The sequence below is a fragment of the Rhizobium sp. UBA1881 genome (assembly GCF_002338015.1).
GTDB lineage: Bacteria > Pseudomonadota > Alphaproteobacteria > Rhizobiales > Rhizobiaceae > Rhizobium.
In genome coordinates, this window is the sequence record NZ_DDHH01000057.1 from 135,314 (window position 1) to 160,866 (window position 25,553).

The 25,553-nt window shown below is 58.6% G+C and carries 19 protein-coding genes; 6 read left to right on the forward strand and 13 right to left on the reverse strand.

Going from position 1 to position 25,553, the window contains the following annotated elements:
• Nucleotides 1-104: 104 nt before the first annotated feature.
• From B3605_RS06040 to B3605_RS06070, 7 genes are all read right to left on the reverse strand, one after another.
• A complete protein-coding gene (locus B3605_RS06040; protein WP_296433293.1) occupies nt 105-1,010 on the reverse strand; it encodes a Hint domain-containing protein in 906 nt (301 codons plus the stop codon).
• A 362-nt stretch (nt 1,011-1,372) separates the two neighbouring features.
• Nucleotides 1,373-2,554 (reverse strand): DegT/DnrJ/EryC1/StrS family aminotransferase, encoded by a 1,182-nt coding sequence (locus B3605_RS06045; RefSeq protein ID WP_112943394.1) that lies wholly within the window; start codon nt 2,552-2,554, stop codon nt 1,373-1,375.
• Entirely contained in the window at nt 2,551-3,525 is a 975-nt protein-coding gene (locus B3605_RS06050) for an NAD-dependent epimerase/dehydratase family protein (RefSeq protein WP_113009011.1), read from the reverse strand. The genes B3605_RS06045 and B3605_RS06050 overlap by 4 nt, the downstream gene beginning before the upstream one ends.
• Before the next feature lie 2 nt (nt 3,526-3,527).
• Nucleotides 3,528-4,238 carry an acyltransferase gene (locus tag B3605_RS06055; protein WP_113009012.1) on the reverse strand — a complete coding sequence of 237 codons (711 nt, stop codon included), beginning with the start codon at nt 4,236-4,238 and terminating at the stop codon, nt 3,528-3,530.
• Nucleotides 4,228-5,334: a DegT/DnrJ/EryC1/StrS family aminotransferase gene (locus B3605_RS06060; RefSeq protein WP_113168253.1), complete on the reverse strand. Its 1,107-nt coding sequence runs from the start codon at nt 5,332-5,334 to the stop codon at nt 4,228-4,230. The genes B3605_RS06055 and B3605_RS06060 overlap by 11 nt, the downstream gene beginning before the upstream one ends.
• The gene (locus B3605_RS06065; protein ID WP_296433297.1) at nt 5,331-6,368 is read right to left on the reverse strand and encodes a Gfo/Idh/MocA family protein; all 1,038 of its coding nucleotides are present in this window, start codon (nt 6,366-6,368) and stop codon (nt 5,331-5,333) included. Before B3605_RS06065 ends, B3605_RS06060 begins: the two co-directional genes overlap by 4 nt.
• Nucleotides 6,365-6,871 (reverse strand): acyltransferase, encoded by a 507-nt coding sequence (locus tag B3605_RS06070; RefSeq protein WP_112943389.1) that lies wholly within the window; start codon nt 6,869-6,871, stop codon nt 6,365-6,367. The genes B3605_RS06065 and B3605_RS06070 overlap by 4 nt, the downstream gene beginning before the upstream one ends.
• 312 nt (nt 6,872-7,183) lie before the next feature.
• Here B3605_RS06070 and B3605_RS06075 point away from each other — a divergent pair, with 312 nt between their 5' ends.
• The gene (locus B3605_RS06075) at nt 7,184-8,476 is read left to right on the forward strand and encodes a glycosyltransferase family 1 protein (RefSeq protein ID WP_296433298.1); all 1,293 of its coding nucleotides are present in this window, start codon (nt 7,184-7,186) and stop codon (nt 8,474-8,476) included.
• 23 nt (nt 8,477-8,499) lie between these two features.
• Nucleotides 8,500-9,477, forward strand: coding sequence for a glycosyltransferase family 2 protein (locus tag B3605_RS06080; RefSeq protein ID WP_112943388.1), 978 nt, complete (start codon nt 8,500-8,502; stop codon nt 9,475-9,477).
• Between the two features lie 32 nt (nt 9,478-9,509).
• Here B3605_RS06080 and B3605_RS06085 read toward each other — a convergent pair whose 3' ends face one another.
• On the reverse strand, nt 9,510-10,721 hold the full coding sequence (locus B3605_RS06085; protein ID WP_296433299.1) for a polymerase: 1,212 nt from the start codon (nt 10,719-10,721) through the stop codon (nt 9,510-9,512).
• A gap of 448 nt (nt 10,722-11,169) precedes the next feature.
• Between B3605_RS06085 and B3605_RS06090 the strand changes: the two genes are divergently transcribed.
• Together B3605_RS06090 and B3605_RS06095 are read left to right on the forward strand one after the other, a co-directional pair.
• Entirely contained in the window at nt 11,170-12,654 is a 1,485-nt protein-coding gene (locus B3605_RS06090; RefSeq protein WP_296433300.1) for a hypothetical protein, read from the forward strand.
• Nucleotides 12,655-12,734: 80 nt separating this feature from the next.
• Nucleotides 12,735-13,649, forward strand: coding sequence for a hypothetical protein (locus tag B3605_RS06095; RefSeq protein WP_296433301.1), 915 nt, complete (start codon nt 12,735-12,737; stop codon nt 13,647-13,649).
• 152 nt (nt 13,650-13,801) lie between these two features.
• Here the strand turns inward: B3605_RS06095 and B3605_RS06100 are convergent, their stop codons facing one another.
• Genes B3605_RS06100 through B3605_RS06120 form a run of 5 tightly spaced genes read right to left on the reverse strand, consistent with a single transcriptional unit; the run spans nt 13,802 to nt 23,587 of the window.
• Nucleotides 13,802-15,205, reverse strand: a complete 1,404-nt coding sequence (locus tag B3605_RS06100) for an HlyD family type I secretion periplasmic adaptor subunit (protein ID WP_113168250.1) — start codon at nt 15,203-15,205, stop codon at nt 13,802-13,804.
• Nucleotides 15,202-17,337, reverse strand: a complete 2,136-nt coding sequence (locus B3605_RS06105) for a peptidase domain-containing ABC transporter (RefSeq protein ID WP_289727785.1) — start codon at nt 17,335-17,337, stop codon at nt 15,202-15,204. Before B3605_RS06105 ends, B3605_RS06100 begins: the two co-directional genes overlap by 4 nt.
• 31 nt (nt 17,338-17,368) lie before the next feature.
• Complete coding sequence (locus tag B3605_RS06110) at nt 17,369-17,662, reverse strand: hypothetical protein (protein ID WP_112943385.1); 294 nt, start codon at nt 17,660-17,662, stop codon at nt 17,369-17,371.
• A 34-nt stretch (nt 17,663-17,696) separates the two neighbouring features.
• A complete protein-coding gene (locus B3605_RS06115) occupies nt 17,697-18,914 on the reverse strand; it encodes a GTP-binding protein (RefSeq protein WP_296433302.1) in 1,218 nt (405 codons plus the stop codon).
• 8 nt (nt 18,915-18,922) lie between these two features.
• Nucleotides 18,923-23,587, reverse strand: a complete 4,665-nt coding sequence (locus B3605_RS06120) for a DUF4082 domain-containing protein (protein WP_296433303.1) — start codon at nt 23,585-23,587, stop codon at nt 18,923-18,925.
• A gap of 16 nt (nt 23,588-23,603) precedes the next feature.
• Between B3605_RS06120 and B3605_RS06125 the strand changes: the two genes are divergently transcribed.
• A complete protein-coding gene (locus B3605_RS06125; RefSeq protein ID WP_296433304.1) occupies nt 23,604-24,041 on the forward strand; it encodes a hypothetical protein in 438 nt (145 codons plus the stop codon).
• 426 nt (nt 24,042-24,467) lie between these two features.
• Entirely contained in the window at nt 24,468-25,526 is a 1,059-nt protein-coding gene (locus tag B3605_RS06130) for a DNA topoisomerase IB (RefSeq protein WP_113168246.1), read from the forward strand.
• The last annotated feature ends 27 nt before the right edge of the window (nt 25,527-25,553 follow it).

Genomic DNA, 25,553 nt, shown 5'->3' on the forward strand with positions numbered 1-25,553 from the left:
CTACGCGGACGCGAAGCCAAGGATCATGTGTGATCAAAAAAAACGGACTGGCGCAGCAACGCACCAATCCGCAATGGATAGCCTTAATTGCCGGGCGGCGGTTATCAGTCGACCAGTGCGCCGATGCGGCTTGATATGCGTCGCGAAACGTCCTTGAACGGATCACGCATCGGAACGATGGGCGAAACGCTGAGCAATAGAAGCGCCTTCAGATGCTGTCTTCCGCTTTCTTCGCCGACCACCGGGGCATAAGGCATCATACTCGGGCGGCGCCCAGCCGGATAGAGCTTCTCGAGTTCGACGAAGTTGTCGAAACTCTCGTAGTCGCTGCCACGCAGCTGGAAAGTCTCGACCGGCGTGCCAGCGGCGATTACCACGTCATGGCTGTCGAGCAGCACGTTGTAGTATTCGATCGTTTGACTGTCATGAGGTACGGTCGATATGATCGAGCTGCCGTTGACCAGATCCTTTGCGCGGACCAGAGCGCCATCGACGTAAAGGGCGTGGCCAGCGGAGATGTAGAGATCCTGGCTCGGCATGCCGTCATCCAGCGCGCCCTTCGAGATGCGCACCGGCATGACCGTCGGATGCCAGGAGGACACGCTCTTGCGGAATGTCTGGCGGCCGATCCAGCGGATTGGCTTGGCTTCGCCAGAGATCGTTTCGACGAGATCGCCAAGGTGCAGATCCTCGATCGCGACTTCGCCTGATGGTGTCGCAATCAGGGTGCCGCGCAGGAGGCACTTCGCACCGCCGTCGCCGCCCCCGGAGTTTCCTCCGCCGGAATGGCCACCGCCACCGCCACCGTCGTGGCCCCCACCGCCACCGCCACCATGTCCGCCTCCGCGGCCGCCGCCCCAATTACGTCCCATTGCCTTTGCGGGCGAAGAGGCTATTGCCATGGTCGCAACAGCGATTCCGGCAACTCTTGCGCTCGTAGCTGCCGCTACACCGAGAAAATGTCGGCGTGCACGGTTAGAGGGTGTTTCTTCCGGGTCCATCGATGACATCATGCGCTCCGTCTTTTGGGTTACACCTGTCTATTTATGATTGCCGTTAACCATCCTACACCAACTTCATCCGCGATAAACTCAGCCGAATAGGTTCGAAGCTACTCAAATAGCAGTAGTCAATACAGCTTCCCGAAGATCGAGCGAATGTGGAGATTTGGACAATCCTTGGGCGAGATTTGTCGATTTCTCTTTAAGGAAAGGAATGCTCGCCCCTCGCAAATTGCCGTCGCTTCTCCAGTAATCTGCTACCTTGGGTACAGATTTCAGGCGCAAGTTTCTGCGCGGGGTGAAGCATGGCATGCCGTCGCTTGCCTTGCTTTGCCATTGTCCAATTGGAAGTGATGGTTTTGTAGTGCTTGTCAGCCTACCTTTGCGATCACAGGCTCGCACCGCAGGCGGCTGGCTGCAATGGCATCAACGACAGCGTCGAGTTCTCCGTCGGTCATCTGCACGAACAGTGGCAGGATTACGGTCCGGTTCTGGGCGCTGACGCTGTTTGTCAGATCACCCGAAACCCTGTGCGAGTTCTCCGCCGCGTAGGCCGGTTCGAGATGGCTGTTCATAATGCCGCGTCGCGTCGAGATACCCTGATCGAGCAGCCCCTGCATGAGCTCCAGCTGATCCAACTGATCAGGCAGCGTCATGCAATAGCTCTGCCAGTTGCTTCGTGCCCAGTCCGGCTCGACCGGAGCGCTCATACCGTCTAGCTTGCCGAGGGCCTGCGAGTAGGCGGCGGCGAGCGCGCGTCTCTTGGCGACGATCTCCGGCAGTCGTTTCAACTGCTCGCGCCCAACAGCTGCCTGCATGTCCGTCATCCGGTAGTTGAAGCCGACTTCCGGGTAGCTTTCGTAGATCACCTGCTTCGAGCCGTGGCGCACGCTATCGGTAACGCTCATGCTGTGCTGGCGCCAGAGGCGAAACTTCCGGTCATATTCCGGGTTCGCCGTTGTCAGCATGCCGCCATCGCCCGTGGTTACCACCTTGCGAGGATGGAACGAAAAGCAGGCGATATCGCCATGCGGCTTCCCGATCTTCTCCCAGCGACCCTTCCACAGGATTTCGCTGCCCGTTGCGCAGGCGGCATCCTCAATAACCGGAATGGCGTGCCGCTCGGCAACTTCGACGATGCGGCTCAGATCGCACGGCATGCCGAGCTGGTGCACACAGATAATCGCTTTGGTGCGCGGCGTGATCGCTGCTTTGATAAGCTCGGGGTCGATGTTGAATCCATCAGCCTCGATATCGATGAAGACAGGCGTTGCGTTGCAATAGCGGATCGCATTGGCGGTCGCTATGAAGGAGTGGCTGACGGTAATGACTTCGTCGCCGGCTTCGACGCCGACCGCCAGCAGAGCCAGATGCAGTGCCGTCGTGCAGTTTGAGACCGCGCAGGCGTGCGAGGCGCCGACGAAATCGGCGAATTCACGTTCGAAGGCGGCGACTTCCGGGCCTTGCGTGACCCAGCCAGAGAGGATGACACGACGGACCGCCTCGACTTCCTGCTCGTCGAGAACAGGTTTTGCAACAGGAATTTGGCTCATGCCGCTTCTCCGGTGCTCTGCATCTTCTCATGCCGCCACCAGGCGACGAGATCGCTCAGCCCTTGCTCCATGCTGATTTCGGACTTGAAGCCGAGCATGGTCTCGGCCTTGACCGTAGAGGCAAGACGACGAGGAACGGCATTGACCTTGCGCGCTGGCCCGTATTGCACATCCATCGACGCGCCCATGACCTTCATCAGCAGTTGCGCGAGGTCGCGCAGGCTGGTCTCTTCGCCGCTTGCCACGTTGAACACTTCGTCGGTGACGTCAGACTTCGCCGCAAGCAGGTTCACGCGGGCGATATCGTGTACATGCACGAAATCCATGGTGGACAGGCCGTCGCCGTGAATGATGGGTGGCTGGCCGTTGGCGATGCGCTCCATCCAGCGGATCAGAACCTCTGTATAGACGCCATGCACATCCATGCGCGGCCCGTAGACATTGAAATAGCGAAGCGCGACGTAGCGCAGGCCATACATCTCGGCAAAGCTTCTGAGGAGACCCTCGTTGAAGGCTTTGGCGGCGCCATAGATCGTGCGGTTGTTATAGGGGTGGTGGTCCTCGGTGGTCGGGAAACTCTCGGCAAGGCCGAGCACGGAGGCGGACGATGCCGCGACAACCTTGGAAACTTTCGCTTCCACAGCCGCCTCGAGTACATCGAACGTGCCGCCGGCGAGAACGTCGAAGGCCAGACGCGGCTCTTCGGCGCATTGGGTGATGCGGATGGCCGCCTGGTGAAACACAGTGTCGATACCGGCGAATGTTTCCTTTAGGAGCTTGCGGTCGCGGATATCCCCGTCGATGATCGTGACGGGCGCTGCCTTGATCGCATCGGCCAGATTTTCCCGGCGGCCACGCCCGAAGTTGTCGATGATGACGATCTCGCGGGGTTCTTCCAGCGCAACGAGGTCCGCGATATGCGAGCCGATGAGGCCTGCGCCGCCGGTGATCAGAATTCGCTGGTTCTTCATGACTACTCCACGCTTTTTACAGTTGAGGGATCGGAGTCTTCGCGCCACCGGATGAATTTGGCCGGCACGCCGGCGACGACCGAGAACGGTTCCACATCCGCCACGACAACAGCGCCGGCGCCAACAATCGCGCCCTTGCCGACGGTAACGCCGGGCAAGATGGTGGCATTGGTGCCGATATCGGCCCAGGCGCCGATGCGTACCGGCTTGATTTCGAGATCGGTGCGGATGATTGGCACGTCAACCGGAAGGGCGGTATGGCTGGAGCCAAGAACCTTGGCGCCTGGCCCCCAGCCGACGCATTCCTCAAGAACGAGGTTGCGCGCGTCGAAATACGCCTGCGGGCCGATCCACGTATTGTCGCCGATCTTGCAGGTGCCGTCGAAACGTCCCTGGATGTAGGCCTGGGCGCCGATGAAAACGCCGTTTCCGATTTCGAAGGTTTCCGGATGCTTGAAACCGACGCCGCTACCGACCTGCAGGCCCGAGCCGCAGGAGCGCGTGAAGCTGTTCCAGATGACCTTGCGCATGAAGGCGTCGACGAAGCCATCGCCATTGGCGAAGCGCGCGTAGAGTTCCACCAGTCCCGCCAGCCCGTATGTCTGGCGCAGTTCCTTGGCGAGCTCGCTCTGATAGAGCGGATCGGACGCGTTTTCCTTCAGGCCGTGTACCGATTGGACAAGCCGGACGAGGGGGGCTGGGTCAGCTGACATAGGCGTCCTGCTCCACCGCGGCCACGACCTCTTCGACCTGGCGCATCGTCAGCTCCGGATAGATCGGTAGCGAAAGCACTTCGCGCGCCGCCGCTTCCGAAACCGGGAAGTCACCGACCTGGTAGCCGAGATCGGCATGCGCTTCCTGCAGGTGGACCGGCACGGGATAGTGCAAGCCAGTATGGATACCTTCGTCGCGCAACGCCTGTTGCAGATGATCGCGATCAGGGGTGCGCACCGCATAGACGTGGTAGACATGGCGGCGGTCGCTTGCGGCAACCGGCGCCTGAACGCTTCTCGATCCGGCAAGCAGCGCCGAATAGCGCGCGGCGCGCGTGCGGCGGGCTTCCGTCCAGTCTTCGAGATATCGCAGCTTGATCCTGAGGATGGCGCCCTGGATTTCGTCCATCCGGTAGTTGTAGCCCTTCATCACGTGGTGATAGCGCTTCTCCTGGCCCCAATCGCGCAGCATGCGCATCGCCTTGGCCTGCTCGTCGTCATTGGTGACGATGATGCCGCCTTCGCCGCAGGCGCCGAGGTTTTTGCCCGGGTAGAAGCTGAAGCTGCCGGAGATCCCGATGCTGCCGGCGCGCTTGCCCTTATATTCGGCGCCATGTGCCTGGCAGGCGTCCTCGATAATGGGCAGGCCATATTTGTCGGCGATCGCCTGAATGGCATCCATATCGGCCATCTGGCCATAGAGATGAACCGGCACGATCGCCTTGGTCTTGCGGGTAATCGCAGCTTCCAGCTTCGCCGGGTCCATGGTGAGCGTCACCGGCTCCACATCGACGAAAACCGGCCGGGCGCCCGTGTAGCAGATGGCGGCGGTGGTCGCGACGAAGGTCAGCGATACCGTGATGACCTCATCATCAGGCCCGACGCCGGCTGCGAGCAGCGACAGGTGCAACGCGCTGGTGCCGGTGTTGACGGCAATGGCGTGTTTCGTGCCGCAATAGCGCGCGAATTCCTCTTCGAAGCGCGCGACTTCCTCGCCGAGCACATAGTGGCCGGAAGCAAGAACGCGGAGAACCGCGGCATCGACATCGTCCTTGATCGACGCGTATTGAGCCTTCAGGTCGAGCAACGGGATCATGCTATCAGCCTTGCCTGTTCGAGTTCAATCACACGGCCGCGCTGGGCAAGCGATTGCGTCGCGGCTTCGAGAATGCGCACCACGCGCAGGCCGGCGTGGCCATCGGCGAGCGGTTGCGTCTTGTTGGTGACGCAATCGACGAACTGCTTAAGCTCGCGGCCGAGCGCTTCCGTCATGTCGAGCTGCGGCGCATACATGTCACCAGTGCGGTAGCCGACACGCATCTCGTAGACCTTGTCTCCGTTCGGCTCTGCATTGCCGTTCAGTGTAATGCCTTTGTCGTACACCTTGATCTTTTCACTGGGCTCGAGATCGTCATAGACGATCATCTTGTTGCTGCCACCAATCAGTGTGCGGCGAACCTTCACCGGCGCCAGCCAGTTCACGTGGATATGCGCGATCAGCTTGCTCTCGAAAAACAGAGTCAGATAGGCGATATTCTCTGGCTCGCCGGCCACATGCCCCATGCCGGTGGCCGAAACCGCGACCGGCTTCTCCGGCAGGACATAGTCCATGATCGAAAGGTCATGCACTGCCAGATCCCAAACGACGCTGACATCGTGCTGGAAGAGGCCCAGATTGACGCGCACTGAATCGTAATAATAGACGTCGCCGAGGCCCGTTTCGATGATTTCCCGCATTTTGCGGACGGCGCCGGTGTGGATGAAGGTGTGGTCTACTGCGAGGATCAGGCCTCGGCGGGTGGCTTCTTCCACCATGCGCCGCGCCTCTTCCGAGGTCGAGGCCATCGGCTTTTCGACGAACACGTGCTTGCCGGCCATCATTGCCTGCATGGCGAGCTTGTAATGGGCGAAAACAGGTGTGGCGATCGCAATCGCATCGACGCGGGGGTCGCGCAGGACCTCGTCGAAATTATCGGTGATCTGGACCGTCGGATAGCGCATCTGCACGGCACCTAGCCGGTCCTTTTTCAAATCGCAGACCCACAGCAGCTGCGCGCCGGGTGTCTCCGCGAAATTTCGGACCAGATTGGGTCCCCAATAGCCATAACCGACGACGGCAATACCAATCATCGTGCCCTCCCAGATGACAGAATTTCGACTGGAGCGTCCTTGGCGCGGCCAATGATCCGCGCAGGCACGCCTGCTGCAATTGCGTAGTCAGGAACATCCTTTGTCACGACCGCGCCGGCGCCAATCTGCGCGCCCTCGCCGATTGTGATGCCTGCGACGATGGTCGCGTTGCTGCCGATCGAGGCATAGCGTTTCACAACCGTGGGGACGACAGCCCAGTCGGCGTCCGACTGAAGTGAGCCATCGAGATTGACGGCGCGAGGCTGAAGATCATTCGTGAACATCACGCCATGGCCGATAAACACCCCATCCTCGATCGTCACGCCCTCGCAAACGAAGGAGTGGCTGGAGATCTTGCAGTTTACACCGATGGCGGCGTTCTTCTGGATCTCGACGAAGGTTCCGACACGTGTGCCCGAGCCGATTGAGCAGCCATAGAGATTGACTAGGTCTGGGTGATGAATGACGACATTGTCACCCAGCGTTACGCTCGAAGCAATCATGCCCTGATGTCCTCACTCTACTCTGAACTACGTCGGCTTAACGCACAAAAGAGAGCGCCGACGGACGACTTTCGCCACTCAAGAGAAAGCTTTTCGTCGGCAGAGTAAAGGAATCAAAATGCGGTATATGCCTAATCGAAAGGCGTATTTATTTTGAAATTATTGCTTCGTCATACTGAGTTGCGAAAGTAATTTCGGTGTTTATATTTGCGGCTAATAGGGTGCCTCGGTGGAAACGGTATGGTAGCCGTCTGCGTGACGCAACCAGGAGAGCGGCGACATGCTGTGCGTACGAACGAAAGGATCGGGCTTTTGCTGACGAAGGTTCCGGTTGCGGCAAACGGTAAGTCCAATAGCTTGCCTAGGCGGGCTGCAGCTACACTGAAGGGGATTGGTGCTCAATTCGATCGCCGAGGAAGGCAACTCAGCCACATCATGCTGCGTGAAGGTTGGGGTACCCTAGCTACGCGCGCTCGATCAAAGCTATCCGACTGGATAAAGCCAAAAGGTTTCATCTGGCATGTTTTTCCGCAAGACGTTTTGAATGCCGACTTCACGCGACCGGCGATCTTTGCTGTTCCGGCGGTTGAAGACGGTGCGCCGATCGCGATCAATTGGATCGTTGGCCCCGCTGGTCCTGGATCGGGAGGTCACACGACAATATTTCGCATGGTTAATTATCTGCAACGGATCGGCTACGACAATAGCGTCTATTTCTACGATCCATATGGCGGGGATCATAAGTATTACGAAAGTATTGCTCGTTCGAGCTATGGTGTTACTTGCAAGATTGGCAAGTTTGGCCCCGATATGAGGGATGCCCACGCGGTCGTGGCAACCCATTGGCCATCGGCTTATGCCATGTTCAACATTCGGACGGCTGGCAAACGCTTTTACTTCGTTCAGGATTATGAGCCGTCCTTTTACCCTATCGGCACTAACAGCGCATTGGCGGAAAGCACTTATAGAATGGGATTTCATGGCCTCACCGCGGGCCGATGGCTAACCGAGAAGTTGGCGGCGGAGTTCGGAATGGAATCAGACTGGTTTCCCTTCGGCTGTGACACAAGCCGCTATCGATTCAATCCGTCATCAAAGAGAAATGGTGTCGCGTTCTACGCGCGCGCCGGCACGCCGCGTCGCGCTGTCGAGCTTGGTCTCCTCGCGCTTGAAGTATTTGCCAAGCGTCACCCCGAGATCGAACTTCACCTTTTCGGTGAGGATCTCGGTATGCTTCCCTTCCGATACACCAACCATGGACTGGTGTCCCCCGACAAGCTGGGCGACATCTATAACCGGTGCTTCGCGGGTTTGACATTATCACTCACGAACGTATCGCTCGTTCCGCACGAGATGCTTGCATGCGGCTGCATTCCCGTAGTCAACGACGCCGATCACAATCGCATGGTGTTGGACAACGCGCATGTGCGCTACGCGTCGCTTTCCCCGCATTCTCTCGCAGAGGCGCTGGAAGCGATCGTGGCGATGCCGAATTTTCAATCGGAGGCCAAACGCGCGGCTGACAGTGTCAACTCGACATCCTGGGATCTGGCGGGAGCCGCGATCGATAAGGCCTTGCAGCGCGCGCTCAAGGGTAACGCGTAGCGTCTATTTTTCGGGGGGGAACCGTGACACTAACTGTTGACGTTGCAATTCCATGTTATCGATACGGACACTTCCTGCGGGAGTGTGTCCAAAGCGTACTCTCACAGGAAGGCATTCAGGCCCGCGTGCTTATTCTAGACGATTGCTCGCCTGATAATACCGCAGAGGTGGGACGACAACTGGCCGAGAGCGATCCACGGGTCGAGTACCGCTACCACACGGAAAATAAGGGACATATTGCAACGTATAACGAGGGCATTGATTGGGCCTCAGGTGATCTCTTTCTGCTGCTCTCGGCCGACGATTACCTCGCGCCGGGAGCTCTGTCTCGCGTCGCTCAGCTTTTTGAAGCAAACGAAGATATGAGTTTCGTGTTCGGCAATGCCAGTTTGGTTTTCGACAATGGGATGCAAGAACTAAGAGAGCCCTTCGCTGGGAAGCGTAAGAGGCAGAGCGAAATCTTTTCGTGCCTGGATTTCGTCAAAGCAATGAGCGGCCAGAACATCGTTCCGACCCCCACTGCGGTTGTCAGGACAAGTGCACAAAAGCACGTCGGCGGATATTGCCAGGCTCTGCCTCACGCTGGAGATATGGCGATGTGGCTGCGTTTAGCGGCTACCGGCCCAGTTGGTTTTATTAATGCTACGCAAGCAGTCTACCGAATGCATTCCAGCAACATGTCACGTTCGTACTCGGCTGCCAGACTGCCTGATGTTCAACAAAGACGCGCTGCGATCGATCACTTTCTGGAATACAGTGCTCCGGAGCTGAAAAATCCGCGTCTGTTCAAGACGCTTCTCTTTCAGGCCTTAGGCCGCAACTCGATTTATCAGGCGGGCGAGGCCTTCAATGAAGGTGATATCGCAACGGCAAACCGTTTATCGGATTTGGCAAAGGAACTTTATCCGGACGTTTGGCGCTCGCGCGCTTGGCTTCGCTACTTGGCAAACAGAGCGCTTGGTCCGCGAGTGTGGCAGGTTCTGCGCTCCATGCGAGGATGAAACCTAGCTCCCAGCCAAGGTGTGCCAGCTTTTCAGGTGCGGGCTCGACGGAAACTGCTTTTTTGCGCCCGCCCAACGTCGTTTTGTTCCTCGGTCCTGGCATCCAACAACCAGACGCCTGCGCCGCTGAGAAAGAAAAGCCAGGCGTAGGTTGCACCCCAAAAATGCACAGTCGATCCCACGAAAACGAACGTCGCCATGCACATAAGGTAGGCGGTGCGGCATGAGCTGGCGCGCTGATCCAGTCCCTTTCTCAGCGCTATCGCAAACCAAAGCGATATCCATGACAAGCACATCAGTACGAAAGCCGGTAGGCCGTAACGCATTGCGGTTAGAAGCCAGAAATTGTCGACGCTATCGCTTGCCATCCAACTCGGTCGCTCCCAGTCACTAAGCCCGATTCCGAAAAGCTGATGATTTCCGACCGAGGCCGAACCATAATTCCATATCCAGATTCGATACCATCCCGTTTGCTGTTCGAAGGTGAAGTGCGAGATGTAGAACTGGATGGGCGTCTGATTGGAACCAAACTCAATCACCAGGTAGCCCATAAGGGCAAAACCCCACAGCAGTTTCCATCTCGCCTGAAAGCTGCCTAGCGTCTTGTCCCATGCCAAGAGTGCCAATTGAAAGAAGACGCCGGCGATCGGAGCTGAAGACATGGACATGATCGTTGTTCCAACGACGAGGCAGGCCAGAAGGCGACGAGTGGCTGCCTTGTCGCTGGAGGCAAGTGCGGTGAGTGCCAGCATGCTGCCGCAAAATACGCCAAACAAAATGGAATGGCTAAAGGGTCCCTGAACACGCCAAAGCCCCATGCGAGGCAACATTTTTGTCACGTCGACCGTGGGGAATATCGCTCCAAACGCAACCAAAAGCGGCTTCTGGCCGGTCAGCCATTCGTAAAGGGCGAAGGGAGCCAAGCATGCTAGCAGCTTGACAACGAAGACGATCATATTGCGGAAATCGTCGGGTGTACGAATGTGGCAGCGCGCCAGCAAATAGGCGCCCGCTCCGTCGATAAGCATCATTCCGCCGGACTGCGTAGCGACACCCACACCATGTGCGACGCCGAGGGCCACAGTTACCCAAACACAGTAGAGGAAGAGACCTATATCGGCGATCCTAACTGGCCCGGCTCGACCTTGCGCCAGCTTTACGACGTCAGGTAGCAGCGTGAAAATCAGGACGAGGCGATAGACGGAAACGTTAAGTGGTCCGAGCGGGATGATCCACGGGATCATAAGTCCGATTAGAAACAGCTTAACCCCAACCGCTAGATGGGTTGTCGACGAGGAGACGTCGGATCGTTGACGCGTTGCGGCGCGAGGCAGCTGCTGGCGTAGGTGGTTCTGGCCTGTGATTGCTACTCTCCGGACCTCTGATGCTAAACGCGGCTGGATACTGGCAACTTTGTATTTAGACATCGCGATATCCGGAAAGACGCTAGGAGGTTACCGTTTATCCGCTTGGCTGAAAGCCATGACGAATTGAGCCGCAACTGGCCCGTAACTCATAATAATCAAAGTCCGGTGAATGCGCGACTAATCCTTCCGGTATACTTTGGCATCGTCCGAATAGACGAGGAATGATGCGCTTACCTGCGTTATTTATATAAGATAATCTTTCTTTGATTATTTTGAGTTCGGTCGGACCACCAACGCCCGTGCAATCGCGGCAAAGGAACCTCAGATGCTGCCTGGACACGACAAGCTTGACGGACAGTTCTTTATTTCGGCAGGGCCAACTGCGTGCCCGCTGGGCTGGCGGCTCCACACGCTTGATGGTCTGTGCGTGGCTGTGGCACAGGAAATGCGAGTTCTCCCGGTCCTCGACGCAAACGGCGACCAAATCGGTTTCATGCTCGGGACACCGATCGACCTCGATAAGGGTGTAATCGTTGACCGAGAATATCATTTGGACGGCGTACTCGGTGACGTGCAATCCCTTGACGCTCTTATCGAACGGAATGTCTATCGCCTGACCGGGAGTTTCCTGTTCATCATGAGCGTTGGCGGTATCAAACGTCTTTACCTTGATGCCAACGGCAGTCTTTCCGTCGTTTATGACAGTGAACGGAAGCTGGCGGGTGCGACCGCAGCTGTTCTCTTGGACCCCGCCGCATACGCAGCGCGCTTTCGCGCGAGGCTTTACAAGGCACTAGACGTCGAAAATGCCGGTTGGTTCACAGCTGGCATGACTGCGCACGAAGGAATTTCGCGTCTGCTGTGCAACCATTATCTTGATCTTTGCACGTGGACGACGAAGCGCCATTGGCCGTTTGCTGAAATTGAGACCGCCAAGGATCCGTTGGCGGCTTGCCTTCGGATGTGTGATCGTATCAGCAGGACGACGGCGGTTCTTGCCAAGGCGGGAAAGACAACCATTGCGCTGACGGCAGGCAATGATTCACGTCTTCTTCTGGCATGCGCACGATCCATGATCGCAGATGTCTCTTTTGCGACGGTTGCCGCACCGACCGCAGACATCGATGTCGCGTGTGCCACGCGCTTGGCGCGCGAGTTTGGTCTAGAGCACGACGTTCTTCCCTACCGGGAGGCAACGCGGGCTGAGGCAGATCTGTGGCTCCTTCGAGCTGGACATTGTGTTGGTGGCAACAACGTCAAGATGCATCCGAGCGTCAAGCCTCTGGAAGGGCAATACTTCATTGGCGGCCTGGGTGGAGAAGTTGGCCGCGGTTTCCTTTGGCTGAACGCCGAAAAGGACACCGTGATTGACGCAAGAGGCCTTATAAGCAGATTGAAGCTGTCACCCACTGTCGAGGTCTTGCGAGCTGTAGAAGAGTGGCTCGCACCTGTTTCCCATCTCGACGCCTTCCTCATCCTGGATCTCGCCTATATCGAGCTGCGAATGAGCGCATGGGGTTTCTGCGATTCATACGTCAAACCGAGGCACTGTGAGATAAATCCTATGATCTCCAGGGAAAATTATACGGAGATGTTGTCTCTGCCTCCGGCGATGCGTCGCAAAGGCGACATATACTCGAAGGTAATCGCGCTTCTTTGGCGTGAGATATCCGAAATTCCGGTCAACAGATATGGAAACTACCGCGATATATTGCGGCCCGCAACGGAGGCAATAAGGAATCCAAAGCGCGCATCCAGAAAGATCAGACAGATTGTTGGCTCATGGCGGTCAAGGGTTGTCGCTACCTGATTCCAAGCTCTGCAGTCCTCTGACGTTAGTTTTTCCCTTATATCGCAACTGCCGATCTCGTCGGTGATGGAGAACTTAGTATGGCTACGATATCGACCAGCCGCTCAAATCGGACGGTAGGACGGCGGCCGGCGGCCGTGTGGATCGTTACTGCCTCCATTGCGGCGAGCCTCTCCGTTGATGTTGCAGTCGCGCATGCGGCCGAACCGCGACCTGTCGATGTCAAGACGTTCCCTGGGCCTCATAATACGGGTGTGCCGAAGGGTACCGAGCTTACACCCTACGATGGGCCGTGTGACATTACCCAGCCCAACACTGTTATTGATGCACGGATTGTCGGCTGCCCATTGGTCGTGAAAGCTCCGGGTGTCGTTATCACCAGAAGCAAGACGGGGCGCATTGACGTCGACACGCCGGGTGCATCGTTGACGATCGAGGATAGCCTTGTAGACGGTGGTAAATGGCAGGGACCGGCGATCGGCTTTTCAAACGTTACTGTGCGCCGGTCCGACGTCAGGGGCGGGCAGACAAGTGTCCAGTGCACGCCCAATTGTCTCGTCGAAGATTCATGGTTGCATGGGCAATATCTTCAGCCCGGTCAGCCGCAGCATTTGGGTGGCTTTCTTTCAAACGGCTGGGGAGACGTAACACTTCGGCACAACACAATTACCTGCGATGTCGAGGACATTGGCGACGGCGGTTGTTCGGGATCCGCCCAGATCTACGGGGATTTTTCGGAGCTCACCCGATTCACATTCGAACGAAATCTCTTCCAAGAAACCCCTGGAGGCTTTTGCACATCATTCGGATACAATCCGACAAAGCCGTTTGGTTCCAATCCGACGTTTATCGTCGTGAAGGACAACGTCTGGCAGCGCGGAAAAAACGGGAAGTGCGCAGCCTTCGGCCCGACGACTTCATTCGCCGCCGGTGGAGAGGGCAATGTCTGGACCGGTAATACTTGGGATGACGGCACAGCGTTGGAAGCGCGCTAAAACAGCGCTGATTTTCGTGCATCACACTTCCGCTCGATGAGCCAACACTATCCGGCTTGCCCTATGCCGGATAGTGTCGCCTTGTCATGCTCGTACGATCTGCAACAGTCGACGTGCAGGTAAGCCAGACACTGGGAGAAAGGGAGCCTTAATCAAGGCTCCCGAATCGCCGTGTCCAGTCCTTTCAGCAGCGGATACAAGAAATACGAAATCACGGTCCGCTGTCCGACCATGATCTCGGCCGAGACCGCCATACCAGGAAGTAGCCGGACTGGGTCCTTGTCCGTGCCGAGGCTCTTGTCAGCTAGGAGAACACGGGCCTTGAAGAAAGGCTGGTTCGACTGCGTGGCGACGGCGTCCTGCTGGGTCGGAGTGAAGGTGTCGCGACTGATCGTTCGCACAGTTCCCGACGCCGTACCGTACTTCTGGAAGGGATAGGCGTCGAATTTGATGCGCGCTTGCGTATCGGTCTCTATACGGCCGATATCGCGTGAATTGACGGATACTTCGGCCTCAAGCGGCACGTTCAGGGGAACGAGGGTGACGATAGGTTCGGCCTCCTTGACGACCGAGCCGACTGAGCGCTGCGCCAGATCGAGCACTACGGCATCCGCGGGCGCGGTCAAGATCACCATGTTTCGCCGCAGTTCCATCTTCTTCAGCTCTTCGCCGGCCGTGTCGCGCTGGCTTCTGAGATCGACGAGCTGCTCCATCGATGCGCGGCGGAAGTCCTCGATAAAGGCCTGGCGATCGGCCTCCAGCTTCGCGTAGGCATGCTCCGCTTCATCGGCGCGACCCTTTACGGTCGACAAACTTGCCTCGACGTCAAGCCGGGCGTCGCGAGACGCAAGCAGCGTGATGAGCGACCCGCTCTCGCGGTCATAGAGGCGTTCGCGGGTGGCTTCGATCCGAGCTAGGTTCTCGCGACGATCGACAAGCACTGCTTGTTGTGCCTTGCTGGCGGCGATCGTCGCGGCCTGACCGGCGAGTTGCTGCTGGAAGTTCTGCAGTTGCGCTGTGTAGAACGCACGGCGTTGTCCGAACAGCTGTGCCTGCAAGATCTCGTTTTGCGTCGCCCCGGCGATGGACGAGTAATCGACACCGGACAGCTCCGCTTCGATACGCTTTACCTGCGCGTCGAGTGCGGCGAACTTCGCAGTCAATTGATCCACGTCCGCCTGGCTGAAGGTCGCGTCGAGCGTTGCCAGCGTCTGGCCGCTATGTACGAGATCGCCGGCCTTCACGTCGATCGTTCGTACGATCGAGGTTTCGAGCGGCTGAACCACGATCGTTGGCTGCGTCGTCACGAGCTTTCCTGGCGCGATCACCACTTCGTCGATCGATGACACCGAAGCCCATATGATCGCCGAGACGATTAACGCGGTGATGCAGTAGAGCGTCATGCGCGCGACGCGCGGTGGAGCACGCTCCTCGAGTTCCACGGCATCGGATTGGAACTCAGCGATGACAGGAGAGAATCCCCCGCGCGAGGCTAGCTGATTGTCGTCCGGTTTGACCGGAACGGGAAGGTTTGGCTTTCCAGCGTGGGCGTTCATGCTACCTGCCTCATCTGCTGCGACCAAAGATGACGATAGGTCATGCAGCGCGTTACGAGCTGATCGTGGCGGCCGATGTCGGCGATCTTGCCGCGTTCCACCACGAGAATGGCATCGGCGTCGACAAGCGTGGAGAGCCGGTGCGAGACGATGATCACTGTCCGACCGGCCGCGATCTGGCTAAGATTCTGCCGGATGATAGCTTCGCTGTCGGGGTCGAGCGCACTCGTTGCCTCATCGAAGATCAGCAGTTTGGGATCCGTGATCAGAGCGCGCGCGATCGCTAGTCGCTGCTTCTGCCCGCCGGAAAGGTTCGCGGCGTTCTCCTCAAGCATGGTCTCGAAGCCACGCGGCAGGCGCTCAATGAACTCCTCTGCGCCGGCGATGCGCGCGACCTCGATAATCTCCTCGATGCTGGCATCCGGCTTTGCGGCCGCGATGTTTTCGCGAACGGTGCCCTTGAACAGGAAGTTGTCCTGCAGCACTACGCCGATGCTGGTTCTCAGGTGCACGAGGTCGATCTCGCGGCTGTCGTAGCCATCGACGCGAACGAGGCCCTGCTGGCTTTGATACAATCCCTGGATCAGGCGCGTGATCGTCGTCTTGCCAGAGCCGCTCTTGCCGACGACACCGAAAACGGACCCCTCAGGAATGCTGAACGTGACATCGTCGAGCGCCGGCGCGCCATCGGGCGCGTAGCGGAAGGTGACCTTGTCGAAATCGATGCGTCCGCGAAGCTGCGGGCGGATGCCGCGACCGCGGCCGAATTGTTCCGGACGCTGATTCATAATCTCGCCGAGCATTCGAACAGAGAGCGCGACTTCCTGGTATTCGTGCACCATTGTCACGATTTGCACCAGCGGCCCGGAGACGCGGCCAGCCAGCATGTTGAACGCAACGAGTGCGCCGACCGTCATTGAGCCATTGAATACGTCGAGGGCGCCAAGACCTATGATCGCCACGCCCATCAGCTTTTCCAGAAGACCGGTGAGCGACTGAGCGACCGTGGAGATCTTGTCGACGCGGAACCGCACGGAGATCGCCTGCGCTGAGTGGTCGTCCCACACCTTGCGCTGGCGGGGCTCCAGGGCAAGCGACTTAACGGTGCGCATGCCGTGCACGGTTTCGACCAAGAGCGCTTGTCGATCGCCTTCGGCCTTGTAGAGCGCCTGCAGACGTCGCTGGAACGGGCCGACTAGCAGCATCACCACGAGCCCGACGAGAGCGGCAAAGCCGAGCACCACAAAGGTCAGCTTCACGCTGTAAAGGAGCAGGATCGGGATGAAGACAAGCAGCGAAAGCCCATCGAGAAGCGTGAGGAAAAGACGCCCGGTAAGAAATTCACGAATGCGCCCAGTCTGCTGCATATGCTTGACGATAACGCCGGCGGATGCCTGTTCGAATAGCGCGATGGGAAGATTGAGCAGGTGTCCAAATGTGCGGGTGGCAATGCGGATGTCGATCCGGTTCGTCGCGTAAAGCAGAAGATAGCGTCTGAGGAAGCTGAAAGTTGCGTCGAAGATCAGGGCGACGGCGATGCCGATCGTCAGCACCGTCAGCGTGGCGTAGCTTTGGTGCACCAGCACCTTGTCGATGACCAGCTGAAAGAACATCGGGGTGGTCAATCCGAGGCCATAAAGAACAAAGGCGGCAAGCGCGACATCACGGAAGAAGCTGCGCTGCTTGATGACTTCAGGAATGAACCAGCGGAAGCCGAACGGTTGGTCGTCGTCGCCCATGCGATGGTTGCGCTTCATCAGGACGACGGAACCGCGCCACGATTTGGTGAACTGCTCTTCGCTCAGCAAAATGAATTCAGGCCGGGCCGCTAGTGGGTCGAGGACGCGCACTTGCTTTTCATCGCTATCGATTGCGCCGGCCACTACAACCCAGTTGCCGTTCTCAAGTTCGGCAAGAATGGGATAGGCATTGCCCAGCTGGAAGAGCGATGGCCAGGTGAGCGTAAGGTTCTTGGCCTTCAGCCCGGCGTCTTTCGCCATGCGCAGAAGCTGGCGCATGGCGACAGGTTCCTCCCCTACAGCATAGTCATGCTGTAGGCGCTCAGGTGAGAGGTCGACGCCGTGGTGACGCGCGACGAGAGCAAGACAGTGGAGATTGGTGTGCAAAAACATACGCGTGGCCCACCCGGAATAGCGATAGCGTTCAGTTGAAATTCGGCGAAGCGTTCTGCGACTGAGCCGCATCCGCCGCTGGAGTCTGAATGTCGCTGATGCGGCGGACGGCGCCTGCCTCAACGAGACCGCCGAGCGCTTTCTGCATCAGATCCACCGCGTTCGCGAATGCCTCGACAGGCATAATGATGCGCTGGCGGAATTCAGGCTTCGGATTGTTGCTTGCATCACGTTCCGTTGCCGAAAGCGACATCAGGTCGATCCTGACAATCGTTCCAGTTACCGTGATTTCGCCGATGCCATCAGAATAAAGTTCGCTGCTCATTGTATGCCCTCTGGTTTGGTTGTTTCAGAATGTGTCAAGCATGGCCGTGTTGCCACGCTGGAAAGGGATCGTGCATGCCCTGTGCCAAATGCTGATCGAAGCCGGTATCGTTGCCAACGAGGCAGTCGTCGAGCGCTGCGCAGACTACCTCCTGATCAAGACCTGCGCCGATGAAGACGAGTTCCTGGCGGCGGTCACCCCATATCTCGTTCCAGTGCTTGTCCAGTAGCTGCCGGAATTGCGGGTAGCGTGGCCATTGCGCCTTTGGCACCGTCGCCCACCAATAGCCCTTGGCGGTAATCTGGCGCTGAACGCCGGCAATCGAAAGCTGGCCTATTTCCGAGGGCCGGGTCGCGAGCCAGAAATGGCCCTTCGCGCGGATCAGCCCCGGCCATTCTATAGCCAGAAAACGCTCCAGCTTCACCGGATCGAATGGCCGGCGTGCGCGGTAGACGAAACTTGAAATGCCATATTCTTCCGTCTCCGGTACATGGTCGCCCCATCCATAGAGCTCCTTGTGCCACAGCGGATGGCGCGCAGATTTCGCTTCGCTAAACAGGCGGGTGTCGAGGATCGAGCCCAGCGGCAGGTCGCCGAAATCCGTCTCGACCACGCGCGCGTCCGGGTTCAGCGACGCCACGATCTGCCGTATCATGATGCGCGTTGCCGCATCGACCTCCGAGATTTTGTTGATCACGATGACGTCGGCGAATTCGATCTGGTCGACGAGAAGGTCGATCAGTGAGCGGTTGTCCTCTGCATCGCGGACCTCGCCACGATCGCTAAGGAAATCCGTGCTGGAAAAGTCAGCCAAGAGATTGGCCGCATCGACGACTGACACCATCGTGTCCAGTCGGGCGGTATCGCAGAGCGCTGCGCCGCTTTCGTCGCGAAACGAGAAGGTGGCGGCGATCGGCAGCGGCTCGGCAATACCGGTGCCTTCGATCAGCAGGTAGTCGAAGCGACCCTCGGCGGCGAGCCGGCGGACCTCCGTCAACAGGTCGTCGCGCAGCGTGCAACAGATGCAGCCGTTGCTGAGCTCCACCAGCGTTTCGTTCGTGCGCGACAGGTTGGCGTTGCCCCGAACAAGGTCGGCGTCGATGTTGACCTCGCTCATGTCGTTGACGATGACCGCCACGCGGCGTCCCTCGCGATTGCGCAGGACATGATTGAGCAGGGTGGTTTTGCCGGCGCCGAGGAAGCCCGCCAAAACCGTTACCGGAAGCCTGTTGTCGCTTGCGCCCCGTTTCATGCTCGTTCCTAAGCCGCCAGCTGCGGCCGAAAGGCCACGTCGACGTAGTAGTTGGTGCTGTTATAGGTGCTGGTCGGGAACAGCCCGGCCGTACCATAGGCATAGACGCCATTGCCGCCGCTGAGAGCGGATGACATCGCCTCGAGATTGCCGTTGGAAACGCTGTTGTCGAAGTATCCGCTGGTTGCCGAGTAGTTTCCATTGGCGCTGTAGGATACGACGTAAGTCGTGTTCGCGGAGACCGCCACTTGGTTCGAAAGCGTGACGGACTGCCAACCGCTGGCGCTTTCGTTTGTGAAGGTTGCGCTTGCAAGCAGATCGCCGGTCGCTGTCCAGAGATAGCCGGTATGGGTGCCGGTGTTCGTCGCGCCCTTGTAGAAGCTGATGCCAGTGATCCAACCTGCGGTGTCGGCCTGGAATTTCATTCCGAGATTAACAGGCGAATTGTCGTTGACCGAAACAACCGTCGGAGTTGCGTTTGCGGCAAAGACGCTTTGCGTGGGTGCCGTCGATTGCGGATTGACGGTCACCGACACCTGCGCCGACGCCGTTCCGCCTGCTCCGTCAGAAATTGCGTAAGAGAAGCTCGCCGAACCTGAATAGCCTGCCGTCGGCGTGAACGTGATGGCGTTCGTCTGGCTGTCGAAGGTGACGGTGCCGTTCACGGCGTTGCTGACGCTGGTGACAGACAGCGTGTTGCCATCAGCATCCGTGTCGTTGGCAAGCAGGGCCGCTGCCTGGATCGTAAGCGTGGCGCCCGGTGTTGTCGAAAAGCCTGTGTCGTCCACCGCGAGCGGCGCGGTGTTGGCCACCGTTGGTGTGCTGCTCTGATAGACGACGTCAACCCAGTAGTTTGTCGCATTGTAGCTTGCCGTTGGGAACAGGCTTGTCGAGCCATAGGAATAGACGCCGTTACTGCCGTTTGGCACCGTCAGCCCGCCATTCGAATAGTCGGCCGTGAAATAGTTCGGCGTGGCTGCATAATATCCGTTGGAGTGGTAGCTAGCGACGTAGGTCGTGCCTGCGGTGATGGTGATCGGTGCACTGAGCGTGACCGTTTGCCACCCGCTCGCCGTCTCGTTGGTAAAGACCGCAGAGGCGAGCAAGGTGCCCGTGCTGCTCCAGAGCGAACCGACATGGGTTCCGGTATCCTGAGCGCTCTTGTAATAGCGCAGAGCGGTGATCTGCCCGCCGGCGGACGCCACGAACCTGACGCCGAGTTCGACGGAGCTCGAATCGCTGTCGGCGGCGATCGTGGGCGTCTGCGAAGATGAGAACAAGCTCGATGTCGTCGGTGGGGTGTTTGGCTGGCTGACCGTCAGGTTTACTTGCGCCGATGCCGTGCCGCCGCGCCCGTCCGAGATCGTGTAGGTGAAGCTTGCGGCGCCTACATAGCCGCTCGCTGCCGTGAAGATCACGGAATTCGTCTGGCTGTTGAAAGTAACGATGCCGTTCGCCGCCGCGCTCACGCCCGTTATCGAAAGCAAATCTCCGTCCGCGTCAGTGTCGTTTGCAAGAAGCGTGGCAGCGGCGATCGATAGGGCGGTGTTTGAATAGGCCTGGAGCCCGTTGTCGTTTGCGGCGACCGGTGCCGTATTGCTGACCGTCGACTGGTTGAAGACGACATCCACCCAGTAGTTCGATGCCTGATAGCTGGAGGTCGGGAAAAGCGAACTCGCACCGTAGCTGTAAAGGCCATTGCCACCGCTTGCGGCACTTGAAAGCCCGGTTAGAACGCCGTTGGTGTGATCGGTCGAGAAGTAATTCGTGGTCGCGACGTAGGAGCCGGTCGTATGATACGACGCAATGTAGGTGACGCCGGCGGCAATCTGGATCGCGCTGCTGAACGTCGCGGTTTGCCAGCCGCTCAGCGATTCATTGGCGAAGTTTACAGTCCCGACGAGCTGCCCGTCTGCGGTCCAGATTGATCCGGTATGAGCGCCGGTATCGCCGGCGGCCTTATAGAAGCTGATGCCGGTGATCGTGCCACTCGCGGATGAGACAAACTTCATTCCGAGTTCCACCGGCGTCGTATCGTGAATTGCCGAGCCGGTCGGTCCTTCGGCGGCGGTAAACAGCCCGACGCCTGCGGGCCCCTCTTGCACCGTCAGGCTGACATTGCCCTGGCTGGTACCATTGCGTCCGTCCGACAAAGTGTAGGTAAACGTCGCAGGGCCGGTGTAGCCAGCGGTCGGCGTGAACACCACTGTTCCGGTCTGGGTGTTCAAAGATACCGTCCCGTTCACGGCATTGCCGACTGCGGTTATCGTCAGAGCGTCGCCATTCGCATCGGTGTCGTTTGCGGTCAGAGCCGCGATCGACAGCGTCAGGGAACCGTTGCGCCCGATCGTGAAACCGCCGTCGTCGTTGGCGACAGGGGCGGTGTTGGCGCCAGCGTCGAACACGACGTCGACCCAGTAGTTCGAGCCGCTTGGATTGAGGGTCGGGAAAACGGAGGTGGGGCTGTAAGAATAAACACCGCCTCCATCGACGGTCTTCAAGAGGCCGTTGCTATATGTCGATCCGAAGTAATTCTCTGTGACTGAGAAATAGCCGTTGCTGTGGTACGAGGCGGTATACGTCGTTCCCGCCGTGATCTGCACGGGGCTCGAGAACATCACGGTTTGCCAGCCCGAGAGAGACTCGTTCGTGGAAATACCGGTTGCGAGGAGCGTGCCATCGGCGTTCCAGAGGCTGACGACGTGTTCGCCGATGTTATAGAAGCCCTTGTAGAAGCGGATGCCCTGCACGAAACCGCCCGTGGTCGATTGGAAGCGGACACCAAGCTCGACCGGATCACGGTCGATAGCCGTTTCGGTCGTAGGCTTCGATGCAAGCGTCCAGAGACCTTGCGTCTGGGGCAACGAAACAGTCACCTGGGTGCCGGCTGATGGAGCCTCCAGATTGACACTGTCATCCACCGCCCGTGACATGATCGTGTAAGTGCCGCTTGCCTGGACGACCCAATTGTAGCTCCAGTTTTCCCGACCGGTGGCCTTGAACCAGTGCTGCCCGCCATCGGTCGAGACTTCGACACCGGCGATGATGCCGCCGCCGAAATCCATTGCGGTTCCAGTCACAGTGACGTGCTGGCCTTCGAGGAAACTGCCGCCGAGTGTCGGTGAAGTGATGGTCGAGGTTGGCTTGAGATTATCTGTCGATTGTGTGGCGAGAACCAAGCTGGCGTCGAGCGTCGTCGGCTGGATGCCCATGTCGGCGAACATATTGACCATGGCCTGCTGGACATTCGGATCGGTCGGCGTGGCGGGACCCTCGTGATCGGCGTTCAAACCCCATGACCAGAATACAGTTCCAGCCCCGAAGACCAGCGCGCCGCTTTCGGCGCGATACATGGTCAGACTGTGCGTCGCGATCGCGCTACCAACGGTCGTTCCGTAGTCTCGCAGGTAGGTGTCTACGGATACGCTGGAGAGCGACAGATTGATCAGGCCCGCCGGCCGGAAGCCGTTCTCCACGTCGGAATCCCACTCGTAGCCGAGAAGGTTCTGCACCAAGCTGTAGGTTTCACCCGGCTGCAGGTTGGCAACGTCGGTGTTGCGCCAGAAGCGCAGTTGCGAATAGTCGTAAGGGATGGTGATCGTATCCTGCCGGTAGCTGTCTACGGTGAACATCGTGCCCGTCAGCGAATTCTCCGGCTCCTGGCCCGGATCGGCATAGCGTGGATCACGCCAAGTGCCGGTGCCGATACTGCTCGGGTCGCTGCTGGTTCCCCATGTCTCCTTGTAGCAGACCATCGTGCGATAAGGCGTGCCGTTGCCGTCAATGCTGGTTTCCCAGCGGATCTTCCAATAGACCTCGTTTCCGCTCCAGAAGGCAAGGTTGACGCCGCTGTCGCGCGCCGCTTCCACGTTGGCGCGCTGCTCGGCCGACCAGTATTCGTCGTGGCCGACGGACAGGAATGCGTCGTGGTTCAGGAGTAGGCTGCCGCTTCGGGCTGAATCGACGCCAGAGATGTAGGAAACGTCGTAGCCGTTTTGCTCTAGCCAAGAGATTGCGGAGGCTTCGACACCGAAGATGTAATCGTGACTGCCGCCGACCGGGCTGGTGTTGGTGATGATCGGTCGGTTGTAGCTGACCGCCGAAGCGCGGCCGATCGCTGTCAGGCCACAGCTGCAATTCGGAGGCAGATAGCCAATCATGTCGGCAGGATCGACGGGCACTTCGCCGTAGTAGAGGCTAGCGCCGCCCCAGGCGTTGTAAGCCTGCCATGTCGTGTCCGACGTCTGGAAGACGATATCGCTCGCTGAGGCGTCATCGCGCACGATAAACGGGATGATGCCGGCGTCCTCGACACCATCTTCGCGAACGAGCTTGGCGAAGTAGACGCCAGATACAGCGTCTGCTGGAATCTCCCAGCTGGCCGACACCGACCAGTTACCGCAGTCGATCAGGCCAAGCGACATGTCAACGATCGGGTGTGGCTGGATCTGAGCGGTCGTTAGAGATTTGTCGATGGACGCGACCTTGCGGGCTCCATCACCGCCGTAATAGCCCATGCGATAGATATCGATGCGGTAGTGCGTCGAATCCGTCGCGATCTTGAAATCGACGGTCTGCCCGATGTTGGAGCTGATCTCGGTAGCGAAGCCCTGAATGGTGCCATTGCCGTCTCCTTCGAGCGCCCATTCGCTACGCGCCGTGCCTTGCTTCATGTTCTCAAGAGCGATCTTGTTCGGCGTGGCCGCAACGGCCGCCGGTGCCATCAGCGCGGTTGTCGTCGCGGTCGGCTCGCTTGTGCTTTCTGCCGATGCCACAGCCGTTGATGCCGCCGTCGCAGAGGCCGTACGCAAGACCGCTAAAGCGGTGGGAGCGACAGCCTCAACTGACGAGGTGGAGGCATCGACCGATGACGAAGGAGCGCTGCTGTTTGGAAGAACTATGCTCGCGCTTGCTGTCGCGAGGCGGGCGGGCATAGGAGCCGCATCCGCCGGCAAAACCGTCCGTGGCTCGTTGGTCGACATTGTCGCCGTGGACGTGTCGATGAGCGCTGAGGTCGCCGAGGTTGTGGTCGAAGCGGCATCACTAGCGGAACTGAATGTAGCTGCGGTGGTTGTCGCAGCACCATTCGCGGATACCTGGAACGCCGTGGCCGTTGTGTTCGGTTGAGCACTTGTAGCATCTGAAGCGGTGGGCGCAGCGCCAGTACTCCAGGTTTGGGCCGCGGCATAGACTGTCGTGGCCCCGCCGAACGCACTGAGATAACTGTTATTACGACCGCGTACTTTAATCATCTGCCACACATCCCCTGACGAGTGGCCATGGTGCCATCTTTCGTTCTGCAGGAAACGACGGCAATCAGTGGTACGCAGAAAAGCGGTTTGTACTTCGTTTTGATTACTTAGCGCGAGCGTTATGTTCGGATTCTGCTCGAATATCTGCGTCAATACGTCTTTGTTGCTTTGTATCTCGCATCGACCGCCATTGAGCGATGCAAATAGCGGCCGCCAGATCGACCAAATGCACCATGCACAATTCATTGAACAGCTCAGGTCGTGAAGGGAACTGGATCCCTGATCACGGGGTTACTGCCCCATGGACCAGACGATCAAGCAACCGGATTTCCCTGTCGCGGCATTGGCCTCGTCTCGACTGGTTTACACCACGGATATCGAGAGTGGCATCACGCGTAAGGCAGGAAAAAATGGTTTCCTCTACTACGCTCCCGATGGCGGCAGGATCACGGATAGCGCGGAAATTTTGCGGCTGAATAAATTAGCGATTCCGCCGGCCTATGTCGACGTTCGCATATCGCCCAATCCTCTCTCGCATCTGCAGGCGATCGGCATCGATGTGCGAGGGCGGAGGCAGTATCGCTATCATCCGGAATGGCATTCGGAGCGGGCACGTGCCAAGTTCGACCAGCTACTCGACTTCGGTGAGCGCCTGCCTGAAATACGAGCGCGAGTAGACACCGATTTGCGAGCCCGCGCGCCGACGATGGACAAGGCACTGGCCACCGTCGTCTGGATGCTCGACAATCTCTACATCCGCATCGGGAATGCGGCATACGCTGAGGATAACGGCTCCTTCGGCCTGACGACCTTGCGCCGCCGACACGTCAAGATCGACGGCTCCAAGGTGAAGTTCCGCTTTAAGGGAAAATCCGGCAAGGAGTGGAACCTGGTGCACACGGATAGGCGCATCGCGCGCGTTGTCCGCAGCCTGCAGGAATTACCGGGACAACAATTGTTCCAGTATGTCTGCGAAGACGGGACCCGCCGGCAAATATCGTCGCAGGACGTCAACGAGTATATCCGGGATGTATCCGGCGCCGAGTTCAGCTCCCGCCAGTTCCGGACATGGGGCGCGACCTGCGCGGCCGTCACTGCCTTTACACCCCTGGAGGTTGCCGCCACCGAGGCCGCGCTCGCGCGACAAATGAACGAAGTGATCGACGCCATTGCCGCCATGCTCGTCAATACGCGCGCGGTGTGCCGCTCGTCCTACATTCATCCCGCTGTGTTCGACGAGTTCAAGGCCGGCAGATTGGGCCAGCTGTTGCGCGCGAGGCCGACACGAAGCAAGCGACTGCTGAAATGGATGGATGCGGAAGAGGCCCGTGTGCTGGGTTGGCTGAAATCCTTGCCTTGAAAGGCTGCGTCTTCGGCCTATGGAAAG